At 42.6% G+C, this 11044-nt stretch carries 10 protein-coding genes; 8 read left to right on the plus strand and 2 right to left on the minus strand.

All coding sequences use genetic code 11. The annotated features are described in order from the left end of the window. The first annotated feature begins 97 nt into the window (after positions 1–97). The 3 genes from AC5JMF_RS14665 (at position 98) to AC5JMF_RS14675 (ending at position 2517) form a co-directional block, all read left to right on the plus strand. On the plus strand, positions 98–1726 hold the full coding sequence (locus AC5JMF_RS14665; protein WP_495796460.1) for a tetratricopeptide repeat protein: 1629 nt from the start codon (positions 98–100) through the stop codon (positions 1724–1726). A 108-nt stretch (positions 1727–1834) separates the two neighbouring features. After that, positions 1835–2155 carry a hypothetical protein gene (locus AC5JMF_RS14670; protein ID WP_495796461.1) on the plus strand — a complete coding sequence of 107 codons (321 nt, stop codon included), beginning with the start codon at positions 1835–1837 and terminating at the stop codon, positions 2153–2155. After that, the gene (locus AC5JMF_RS14675; protein ID WP_495796462.1) at positions 2152–2517 is read left to right on the plus strand and encodes an aspartyl protease; all 366 of its coding nucleotides are present in this window, start codon (positions 2152–2154) and stop codon (positions 2515–2517) included. The genes AC5JMF_RS14670 and AC5JMF_RS14675 overlap by 4 nt, the downstream gene beginning before the upstream one ends. Positions 2518–2557: 40 nt before the next feature. Here AC5JMF_RS14675 and AC5JMF_RS14680 read toward each other — a convergent pair whose 3' ends face one another. Together AC5JMF_RS14680 and AC5JMF_RS14685 are read right to left on the minus strand one after the other, a co-directional pair. Then, positions 2558–3991, minus strand: coding sequence for a carotenoid oxygenase family protein (locus AC5JMF_RS14680; protein WP_495796463.1), 1434 nt, complete (start codon positions 3989–3991; stop codon positions 2558–2560). Positions 3992–4002: 11 nt separating this feature from the next. Further along, positions 4003–4767, minus strand: coding sequence for a slipin family protein (locus AC5JMF_RS14685; RefSeq protein ID WP_495796464.1), 765 nt, complete (start codon positions 4765–4767; stop codon positions 4003–4005). A gap of 214 nt (positions 4768–4981) precedes the next feature. On the opposite strand from AC5JMF_RS14685, the gene nfi reads away from it, so the two are divergent. The 5 genes from nfi to AC5JMF_RS14710 all read left to right on the plus strand — a co-directional run bounded on the left by nfi (position 4982) and on the right by AC5JMF_RS14710 (position 10710). Next, entirely contained in the window at positions 4982–5647 is a 666-nt protein-coding gene (nfi, locus tag AC5JMF_RS14690) for a deoxyribonuclease V (protein WP_495796465.1), read from the plus strand. A 306-nt stretch (positions 5648–5953) separates the two neighbouring features. Continuing rightward, positions 5954–6565 carry an FHA domain-containing protein gene (locus AC5JMF_RS14695; protein ID WP_495796466.1) on the plus strand — a complete coding sequence of 204 codons (612 nt, stop codon included), beginning with the start codon at positions 5954–5956 and terminating at the stop codon, positions 6563–6565. Between the two features lie 197 nt (positions 6566–6762). Beyond that, positions 6763–8727: an FHA domain-containing protein gene (locus tag AC5JMF_RS14700; protein WP_495796467.1), complete on the plus strand. Its 1965-nt coding sequence runs from the start codon at positions 6763–6765 to the stop codon at positions 8725–8727. 223 nt (positions 8728–8950) lie between these two features. Further along, entirely contained in the window at positions 8951–9844 is an 894-nt protein-coding gene (locus AC5JMF_RS14705; protein ID WP_495796468.1) for a CPBP family intramembrane glutamic endopeptidase, read from the plus strand. A 140-nt stretch (positions 9845–9984) separates the two neighbouring features. After that, on the plus strand, positions 9985–10710 hold the full coding sequence (locus tag AC5JMF_RS14710) for a GDSL-type esterase/lipase family protein (RefSeq protein ID WP_495796469.1): 726 nt from the start codon (positions 9985–9987) through the stop codon (positions 10708–10710). Positions 10711–11044: the final 334 nt, after the last annotated feature.

The following is an 11044-nucleotide window of genomic DNA, read 5'->3' on the forward strand; positions in this document are numbered from 1 at the left end:
TTGATTTGGATTAAAATACTGTGTTTACCCGTTTAGAAGCTTTCTTGAAGGAGGTTTCTGCGGGTTTTAAATTTTGAGCGTTGCTGCATCAACGATTATGAAATTTGATTATGCATTAGTGCCAGCTCTAACAGGAATAGCGATCGCTTCTATTCAACCACAAATTGCTATAGCCCTATCCTCAGCGGAAGTGGCTAAACTAGCAAAAGCAATTACGGTGCAGATAGACTATAAAGATGCTCCCGGTTCAGGAGTAATTATTCAAAAAGAGGGCAATATTTATACTGTTTTAACTGCTCAGCACGTAGTACAAACCCCAGCTAAATATGACATTGTGACCCCAGATGGTCAGCGTTATGCACTCAAATACAGCACTGTAAAAAAACTACCAAATATAGATTTAGCTGTTGTTCAGTTTACCAGTAGTCAAAGTTACGCTGTTGCCAAGATGGGTAATTCCGATGAATCTCCCGAAGGAACAACCACTTATGTAGCTGGTTTTCCACAAGCGACGGCAGCAATTTCCAATACGATTTACAATTTCACTGATGGGCGAATTACTGCTAATGCCTCAAAACCGCTGCGTGACGGTTACGCTTTGGTGTATAGTAATGTGACTTTACCGGGGATGAGTGGCGGCCCGGTGTTAAACGAAAAAGGTGAATTGATTGGAATTCATGGTAGAGGAGATGAAGCAGATATCGAAACCTCGAAAATCAATTCTAGCGTTGCATATATCAAATCAGGCTTTAATTTGGGGATTCCAATTAATACCTTTTTAAGACTGTCAGCTAAAGTTGGGGTAAATACAGGTGTCAGTCCTCCTAAGATACCTGTGGTGACAGCACCGAAAGCTGACGACTTCTACATTCAAGGTGGATCTAAGTATGATCGAGGCGATTTGAATGGTGCAGTAGCCGATTTCACTAATGCTATCAAGATTAATCCTAAATATTTCCAAGCTTATAATAACCGAGGAGTTGCTCGTTCCGCTTTAGGGGATAAACAAGGAGCAATCACCGATTTCAATCAAGCCTTAAAAATTAATCCCAATTATACTTATGCCTACATCGGCCGGGGAAATGTTCGTGATGATTTAGGAGAAAAGCAGCAAGCGATCGCCGACTATACCCAAGCCCTCAAGCTTAATCCTAACTTTGTTTATGCTCATTACAACCGAGGAATTACCCGCTCTGCCTTGGGAGACAAACAAGGAGCAATAGCCGATTTCACCACAGCTATTAAGATTGATCCCAACTTTGCCAATGCCTACAACAACCGGGGAGTTGTCCGTAATGAGTTGCAAGATCCACAGCAAGCAATTGCCGATTTCAATCAAGCTTTAAAAATTAATCCCAACTTTGCCCAAGCCTACTATAATCGGGGAGTTGCCCGCTCTGCTTTGGGAGACAAACAAGCGGCAATTGCAGATTATACCCAAGCTATCAAGCTTAATCCCAACGATGCCCAAGCCTATAATAATCGGGGAAATGCCCGTTCTGCCTTGGGAGATAAACAAGGGGCAATTGAAGATTACAACCAAGGGCTAAAGATTAATCCCAATGATGCTTATGCCTACAATAACCGGGGAGTTGCTCGTTTTGCCTTGGGGGATACACAAGGGGCAGTGGCGGATTTACAGCAAGCCGCAAACCTGTTTCGCACCCAGGGAAATGAACAGCTTTACCGGAAAACGCTCAACCAGCTAGAACGATTGACGCGGTGACACGGAACTGGGAATTAAAACTTACGTTTAATGTGAATTATGAATTAAACCCTAAGTAGTGTGAAGATGCTGGAAAATTATAGATATTGCAGTAAAGCAGAACCAACTATGACTGAAGCAAAGTCTACTCGCACAGTGCGTCGGGGAAGAATATTCCCCTCAATCCAGTGGACAGAAGAACAGAAAGCCAAACGTCGAGCAGAACGCGAGAATTTTCATCAACGTAGCCAGGTAATTTTTGAGCGCATTAAGCCAGAGTATATCCAAACTCACTACAACTGGTATGTGGTTGTTGAACCTGAAAGTGGAAACTATTTTATTGACCTTGACGAAGAAGTAGCTATGCTTTTGGCACGCCAGAAGCACCCCGGTACTGTACCATTGTTTCTCTTCCGAATGAATGAAACAGGGGTTTCTGGAACTATATGATACATGGGTTGTTCGGCAATGATGACGAGCTGGTTTTTGAGATTGAGCTGATTGGTGCAGATGGATTAGAACTACCAATTGATGTGATTTTAGATACAGGATTTTCTGGCTGGTTGGCTATTGACGAACAAGACTTACAGGGACTTGATTGGATTTACGTGCAGACACGAGCGTTGCGAACTGCACGGGGAGAGGTAGATTTTAACATCTATGCAGGTCTTGTAAGAATCGACGGGCAAACTTTTGATATTCCTATTCATGTAGGTGAAGGAGTGTCAGAAGTTTTACTGGGTCGCCAGTGGTTAAAAAATCGACGCTTGATTGTGGATATGCCGTGTGGGGTGTTAACGCTGGGATCTTGATATTAGCATCAATTCCCCAATTCCCCATTCCCAATCCTTTTCATGCTGGTTTCCAAGTGCCGTGGAAACTGTGAGGTATGACGCTGGGTAATCCCAGTTGACAAACTGGTTCTGCCTCTAGGCGATCGCAATCAAATACCCAAACTTCGCTACTATGGGCATTACCATCATAAACAACCACAATTACCCAACCCTGTTGTGGGTTTTGGCTATCTTGAGCGTGTATGGGTTCACTGACATAGCGATTTGCTCCTAAGTCCGCCTCAGTGAAGGTTTCAGTTTGATAATCAAACCGGGTAATAACTCCAAACAAGTCTTTTTGGATATCTGCTGTGGGTGAGAGTGATGATACATAAGTGTATCGCCAAGGTTGCCCGACTTGCGATCGCTCGACCACGGGAAACTCACACTTGCGATGGAAAACTTCCTCAATGGCTGTCACTTTAGCTGTTTGGGGATTAAGGCGGATTTGATACAATGTTCCGCGAGAAAGCGTGTGCGTCTCGCCAGTCACAATTTCTCTAAGAAACTCATTAGTTTGGTGAAAGTCAGAATACCTCACCAAATCTAGAACTACTGTCCCTTGATCATCTTCATAGCCGTTGCCAAAATGCCAATTAAACCAAGGTTCTGTTTCACCGCGACTTACTAAAGATAAATTTTCACGATCAAAAATTAACACTTGGGTTCCTAGTTGGGGTTTCCACAATAGTGATTCACTAAAAGTAGTCAACCCAGCTAGCATGGAGAAAGTTTTCATTCCCATTGGAGGGACAAAAAACACCAAATATTTTTGCGTTAAGACAAAATCATGGATGACAGAATAGCGGTCTAATTTGAAAGCCGTTTTTTGGTTAATTTTACCAGTGCGATCGCTTTTATAAAGATTCAGTTGTACGGAACCTGCAATACTGACTCCAAAGTTAAAAATTTCACCTGTATGTGGATCACGCTTGTAATGAGCAGAATAGGGTAATCTGTCCAAAGCACCTAAATCATCCAAACCTTTTGTTTCTAAGGTTTCTAGGTCGAGGGCATAAGGATTGGTTGCTTCCCATAAAGCCAAAAGTTTATCAGGTAATGCCAACACCGAGGTATTGGCTGCATTCTTAATCTGCTGATGCCAACGCTGCCAAATTGGCCCTGGTGTGTTCGTTCCATAAACACCGTAGAGAAACCTGCCTGCTTGGCTTTCAGCTTGATATTCTGCTGTTTGGACGTAGCGATAAACTCCGGTGGCACCTGCATCATTAAAATGGACAGCCAAAATGGCCCCATCCCCATCAAACCAATGTCCTAGACGCTTACCACCACGTTCTAATCGAGCCGGGCCATTGCGGTAAAGCGTGCCACGTAAGCCATCGGGAATTTTGCCGGAGATAATAGGCAGTGGCGTGGGTGGAAACTCACTCGCTGGTTGAGCGATCGCACCTGCCCAAGATTTTTTTATTGACTTTTGAATAGTTGTATGCATGTTAACAATAATTATTTCTGTTCTGGATTGGGAAGAGAATCTGACAAACGTCTAGCTAAATTCATAAAATCTGAAGGGATCATGATTAAAGTCGTGGTATTATTTTCTGCTCCTATTTCTGTGAGCATTTGTAGTCTTCGTAATTCTAAAGCCGCTGGATTTTCTACAATCAATTGCGAAGCTTCTGCTAATTTTATCGAAGCTTCTTGTTCTGCTGAAGCTTTAATTATGCGAGCGCGTTTTTCTCGAATTGCTTCTGCTTCCTTTGCCATTGCTCGTTGCATAGCTAAGGGAATTTCGACATCTTTCATTTCTACTCTTTCGATGACGATTCCCCAAGGTTCAGTAATTTCATCTACGATTTCTTGTACCTTAATATTGATTTTATCGCGGTTTTGCAAAACATCATCCAAAATATTTTGGCCCACAACATTGCGTAAAGTAGTCAGAGCAGTTTGATAAACAGCTAACTGATAGTTTTCTACTTTGTTAATTGCTTTGGATGCGTCGAGAATGCGATAGTATAAAACAGCATTCACTTTGATAGTGACACTATCGGCAGTTACAGTTTCTTGCGGTTCAATATTCACCGTTTTAGTCCGAATATCGACCTGAGCTTTTTGATCTACTAGGGGAATAATCCAATATAAACCAGGGCCGCGAACACCATTTATTCTCCCTAAGCGAAAGATTACACCACGCTGATATTCCCGATCTAGCTTAAATCCTGTGACGAATATTACCAGGGCCACAATAAGACCAGCGAAAGTTTCCATGTGTCATACAGCTAATGATAGGTAACTCTATTCTATACTTGGGCTAAATGTACGGAAGTGAATTCTTTACATAAGGATAGATATGTAAAATAACTTACTTGGAAATAATAGTTAATGCTGGCGATCGCTTAAATAAATCTTTTTTGTGTTATTCGCATTTGTACAGTTTATTTAAAAATCCTGAGAAAAACATTTTTTAATTACAACTTTAAATATGAAAATCTATCAACGTCATGCTTGGCCCCAGACGCTAGAGGAAGCTATAGCTATTCAAGAAAAGTTACGAGAAGAAGTAATTATAGAAGATCAATTTCCAGAACCTATCAAATATGTTGCTGGCGTAGATATGGGCTTTGAAGCTGATGGCACAATTAGTCGTGCAGCGGTAGCTGTGTTGAATTTTCCTGATTTACAAATGGTTGAGACAAGTTTGGCACATCGTCCCACCTTGTTTCCTTATATACCTGGTTTTCTCTCGTTTCGAGAAATTCCAGCAGTTCTTGATGCTTTAGAGAAGGTAAAAACAACACCAGATATCATTCTGTGCGATGGCCAAGGAATTGCTCATCCCAGAAGATTAGGTATAGCTTGTCATCTAGGCATAATTGCAGATATACCGACGATTGGTGTAGCAAAATCATTATTAATTGGCAAACATGCAGAGTTGTCAGAAATCAAAGGCAGTTGGCAACCACTCATTCATAAAGGTGAAACAATAGGAGCAGTATTAAGAACACGCACAGCAGTAAAACCCGTATATGTCTCCAGTGGTCATAAAATCAGTCTGCCTACAGCAATTAACTATGTATTGCGCTGCACACCAAAATATCGATTGCCAGAAACTACACGCATTGCTGATAAATTAGCATCTTCGAGATAGCACAATCCGCTTTGATTTTTGAGCTTATTTGCGTAGGTAGGGAGTAGAGAATTAGCATTTTCGAGTTGAGGGCGAGTTTTTTCACCAAATCAAATAAGAGCTTTATAGAATCCCACGTGATAAATCATGTAACGAAGGCACGAAAATACCTCTTCCCCCACTCACCACTTCCCACTTCCCACTTTCTATTTCTAATGTTATTTTGTTTAAATTTTTCCTAAATACTTGCTTGCTTCTAGTGACTCATGTTAGGAATCGCACAGGAAGAAGTTGAAGTAGCTAAATACGAGTTACAAAGTTAAAACAATGAACGCACTAACTCTACGGTGGTACGATGCAGGCCAAGATAAAACTCAAGATATTTATGAACAACAGCAAAGTAAAAATCCCGGCACAGTCCGTATTGGTCGCGATCCACTGCGATGCGACATTGTTGTGAGTAATCCTACCGTATCCGGACTACATGTTGAGATATTTTTTTATAATCAACAGCAATGCTTTTATATTAGAAACCTGCGATCGCAAAATCCCCCGATCATAAATGGACAGCAACTAGCTCAAGGTGAAATACCTCTAAACGAAGGTGCTGTGATTTTTTTAGGACAAATGAAATTTCAAGTAACTCGTGTTGCAATCGACAATGGCGTACCTGCAACACTCATAGTCACACCCCAATCAAAGCCTGTAGCAAACCCTACCCCCCCAGTATTCTCACAACCACCAGCACAACATCAACATCACCAACATCATCAACATCACTATCATCCACAAACGCCCCCTGCGCCTCCACCAGGGGTTTATGGTCTAGAGTGTCCCAAATGCCACAGAATTTCCTCAACAGAAAACCTCCAAATTGGCTGTCCCTGGTGCGGCACATCTCTAGCTGCGGCGATAAGTGTTTTGGTAGCACCCAAGTGAGGGGAATGAGGGGGAAGACGCAAACAGAGGGAGACGCGGTGAGTCCAGTGTTGCGGGAGGGTTTCCCTCCGCAGACAACTGGCGAACCCGTAAGGGGGACACGGAGAAACTTTCATTTATATTCCCCGCGTCCCCACGTCCCCATGTCCCCGTGTCCTCTTCATTCCCAATTCCCAATAACAAATGACAAATGACCAATGACTAACACACAAATCCAATTAAGTTGGGAAGATCCAGCAACGGGGGAACGGCGAGAACCAAAGTTGAATTTACCCGTCGCTTTTGGTAGAGAATTCGCCCGTTTACCTGTTGAACTTGCAGGAGCGAGGGTTTCTCGGATGCTGCTCAATAGTAACGAAGTTTCTCGTTACCACGCCTTAATTGAGTGGCAACAAAATCAGCTAGTGGTAACTGACCAAGGCAGTGTTAACGGTATATTTGTTAACGGTCAAAAACAAACAAGCAGCGTATTGACTAATGGCGATACATTGCAAGTTGGCCCATACATAATGACAGTAGCGATCGCAGCTGCTAATACATATACACCAGAACCAGATACTACTCCCCCTTCGGCGATTCATTTTAATCCTAATACTAATATCCCCGACCCCAGATTACCGCCACCTTTGCCTGCGATACCTCAAGGAAGCAATTTCCCACCACCAATCTTTCAGGCAGAAAAGGTTCCTCCTCAAGCGCTTTATGCTACGGGCTTGCCTGTGGATGAATGTGATTATCTGGCAATGGGGGGTGGATTGGGTAGCTATATTTGGGCTGATTATCTACGAATCAGTGGTGTCCGTGCCGAAAAGATTATGGCTTTAGGATTAGAAGCCGAGCCTTATGCTCGTTACAGACGCCTGTGTCAGAATTCCCAAATTCCTTTACATGAAAGACTACGTTCTAATTCTGACTCTTGTCCTGATAATATTTGGGGCTGGCCTAGCTATGCTTGGCGAGAGGCTTGGCGTGACTTCACCAACGGCAAGCTAAAATCAGCATCGCGGTATCTATGGCAGGTGTTTGCTGAACCGACTTTTGCCGAAACATATACACCCCGTTCTGGTAATGTTTTCGACTCCATAGACCGGGAAGCGAAGCGCATTGGCTGGGATCGAATTTATCGTTATGGACGTGTGAGAGGAATTCGCAAAACCGATGATGGTAGATATTGCGTCGCCTATTCTCGTGGCCAAGGAAATCATGCTTTTGTAATTAGTCGTTATTTACACTTAGCCACAGGGTATCCAGCTATTCAATTTCTCCAAGATTTACAAGCTTACAGAGAAAAATATCAAGATTTTAAATCCGTTGTCAATGCTTATGAAACACACACCCACGTTTATGAACAACTAGAAAGACAGGGTGGGACTGTGTTAATGCGTGGACGCGGGATTGTCGCTTCGCGTATTCTCCAGCGAATTTATGAAGCTAGAAAGAAAAATCGCAATATTACAGTATTGCATTTGATGCGATCGGCTAAACCCCAAGGCAACAAATTTCAAAAAGCTCAGCGTGCAGTCAAAAATCATTATGAATTTCAGCCCTTTAACTGGCCCAAAGGCTGTTGGGGTGGTGAACTCCGCGCCATGTTAGAAAAAGCCTCCCCCGATGAACGTCAGCGTCTAATCACAGACTGGGGTGGGACTACAACAGCCGACCGTCGTGACTGGCAGCGGATCGCAGCCCAAGGATTGAGCGAAGGTTGGTATCAAATTACCTTTGGAGAGGTACTAGGCGTAGAAAGAGATGCCCAAAACCGAACTATTACTCGTATCCAAGAAAGAGGCTTTGGGGAAATGACGCTAGCTGCTGATTTTATTATTGATGCAACTGGATTAGATGCCAAAGTCGATGCCAGTCCCCTATTGCAAGATTTAGTCCAACATCACAATTTACCCATAAATTTCTTAGGGCGGTTAGTTGTGGCGAACGATTTTGAATTATTAGAAATGCGTAATGGTAAAGGTCAGATGTATGCTGCTGGAGCAATTACCCTTGGGGGCCCCCATGCAGGCGTTGACACTTTCTTGGGCTTGCAGTATGCTGCCCTAGCCGCCGTCGATGGACTAGCCGCCGCCCGTGCGCCCGGTGTCACTCGCTTTAATCCTGTAACTTCCTTTGGTCAGTGGTTGAAGTGGGTATTCAATCAGTCACCCTAGCGTCTAAGCTCTTGGACATTCAAGTTACATAGTTCAAATCGCTAGAAAGACGGGGAGATGCGTAAACGCAGGGACGCAAAGATGTAATTTGAATAACTATTGGTCTGCTAATTTCACTTAGATTTTTTGTGTCCTAAAAAATAATATTTAATTTTATTGCTTGTAGAGACGCGCCATAGCGCGTCTCTGTGTGTCAAGTCCTTCTAGGAAACTAGTATCATTTATGACACCATATCATTTATACAATCCTTTCCACTACCTCAAAGTTCGCCATTTACTATTGCGGGGTTTGTTGATCTCGTTAGGTCTCGGCTTTGCACTAGGGTTTATCCAAGGTAGCATTCGTGTACAACTTGACGGTCAGCTTTTAATGCTGCTGCTCTACATTTTAATATTCGGTTTACTTTCTGCGTGGGAACTTGTAGACTTCAATCGCTTGGGGATCAAACTCAAACATGTAGTGGGCAATGTGCCAAACAATCACAAGTGGTTGCCGACGGCAGGCTTGGTAATTTTGATGCTCTTATTTTCGCTGAGTGCTTACTTAGTCTCATTTTACCTACTGTCATTGGCTGCACCCTCCTTTATCGAAGAACTCATGCGTCAGGTTGCTGCTGATGCATCGCCTCGAACCTCTGCACCATTGTTATACAACTTGCTAGTTGCGATCGTATATGTAGTAGTTGCGCCCATAGCTGAAGAATTTCTGTTCCGTGGGATTATCCTACAGCGTTGGGCAACTAAGTGGGGTATTCGCACCGCGTTGTTAGCTTCATCACTGATGTTCGGAATTGGGCACGCAAACGTCGTGGGATTATCCCTGTTTGGGGTAATCATGGGAGTACTGTACATCAAAACCCGTACCCTGATTGTCCCGATCGCTTGCCATGCATTAAATAATCTACTAGCAGTAGCATTGGGATTTTTGTCCGACGGCTCAAATGCAACTGCAAGCACCAATGTTTTAGAAGAGTTGCGTTCTGGCTGGCGGGTTGGTATTCTGCTAATGCTAGTTTCACTGCCTTTGCTAGTTCGCTTCCTTTACCAGAATTGGCCCCGCAAGAATGCAGTTGTTCCCTATTTCCTGAACATTGATCAAGAAGTAGGTGAAGAATGAAGCCCGCAGCAAAGCATATATGCATCTATGGTGTAGAAATGTGTATAATCTTGTAAAAATATAAACTTACCCAGTTAATCAAAAATTTGTTAACTGGTATAGGGAATAACATTTTACTAACTTGGGATAAATCTTTTTAAATGCATACATCTCTAGCTTCTTCCTCAATTCAGCTGTCTGTACCGCCAAAACACGATCAGCCTTTGAAGATTGTCGCACTAGGGGATAGTTTAATTTATGGATTCGGCGATCCTGAAAGAGGCGGCTGGGTTGAGCAACTGCGGCGGTGGTGGATGATGCCGGACAACGTCGGTCATGTTCTGTATAATTTGGGAGTGCGGGGCGATCGCACACAGCAAGTAACCCAAAGGCTAGAAATAGAATTTCGCCACCGAGGAGAACTCAAAAATCGTGTCCCAGACTTGATTATTTTATCCGTAGGCGTGAATGATTCAGCGCGATTAACTCGTGCCAACGGACGAAATTATACAGATTTTAGCGAGTTTGAAAAGGATATTACTTCTTTATTGGATTTGGCACAACAACTGTGTCCCGTCTTATTCGTGGGCATGGTGCCAGTAGATGAAACCAAAATGCCATTTTTAAATTGTTTTTATTATAATTATGCCGATCAATATCGCTACAAAGAAGTAACCCGAATTGCTTGTAGTAAAAGAAGAATTCCCTACTTGGATATTTTTGAGCAATGGATGAAACGCAGCCAAGCTTGGAGACAAAAACGCTTAAGTGCAGATGGACTTCACCCCAACACTTTAGGTTATCAATCTTTGCTAGAAGATGTAATCCATTGGGAAGCGCTTGCAGACTACCATCCTGAATTGAATTACCAAATGAAATCATCATGAAAGGGAACAGAGTATTTATTTAGCATAACAAGTAAGATAGAGCCGGAATTTAGATACAGCAAGACTTTCTTGATTTACATCTGTTGCCTAATTTTGAACAATTGGTATAAAATCTTTATTTTTTGATCAAAAATTTAAAATTCACGCATTGCGGAAAGTGCCTTTCATTTGCTGAATTTTTCAATATGAACAGAAGTTATACCAATTCTCTAAAATTCGGCTACACATTCAAACTCCGAAACCCATACTAAATAAGAGTTTCTTAATTACGAATTACGAATTACAAAAACAGGGAGTAGGGAGTAGGGATACAAAAACATTAAAAACTGTCTTT

The sequence above is a fragment of the Desmonostoc vinosum genome (assembly GCF_059505385.1).

Excerpts from the sequence above, each read along its gene's own strand:
- AC5JMF_RS14670 (WP_495796461.1), top strand. The coding sequence starts at position 1,835 with ATGACTGAAGCAAAGTCTACTCGCACAGTGCGTCGGGGAAGAATATTC.
- AC5JMF_RS14685 (WP_495796464.1), bottom strand. The coding sequence starts at position 4,767 with ATGGAAACTTTCGCTGGTCTTATTGTGGCCCTGGTAATATTCGTCACA.
- nfi (WP_495796465.1), top strand. The coding sequence starts at position 4,982 with ATGAAAATCTATCAACGTCATGCTTGGCCCCAGACGCTAGAGGAAGCT.
- AC5JMF_RS14680 (WP_495796463.1), bottom strand. The coding sequence starts at position 3,991 with ATGCATACAACTATTCAAAAGTCAATAAAAAAATCTTGGGCAGGTGCG.
- AC5JMF_RS14705 (WP_495796468.1), top strand. The coding sequence starts at position 8,951 with ATGACACCATATCATTTATACAATCCTTTCCACTACCTCAAAGTTCGC.
- AC5JMF_RS14700 (WP_495796467.1), top strand. The coding sequence starts at position 6,763 with ATGACTAACACACAAATCCAATTAAGTTGGGAAGATCCAGCAACGGGG.
- AC5JMF_RS14710 (WP_495796469.1), top strand. The coding sequence starts at position 9,985 with ATGCATACATCTCTAGCTTCTTCCTCAATTCAGCTGTCTGTACCGCCA.
- AC5JMF_RS14665 (WP_495796460.1), top strand. The coding sequence starts at position 98 with ATGAAATTTGATTATGCATTAGTGCCAGCTCTAACAGGAATAGCGATC.
- AC5JMF_RS14675 (WP_495796462.1), top strand. The coding sequence starts at position 2,152 with ATGATACATGGGTTGTTCGGCAATGATGACGAGCTGGTTTTTGAGATT.
- AC5JMF_RS14695 (WP_495796466.1), top strand. The coding sequence starts at position 5,954 with ATGAACGCACTAACTCTACGGTGGTACGATGCAGGCCAAGATAAAACT.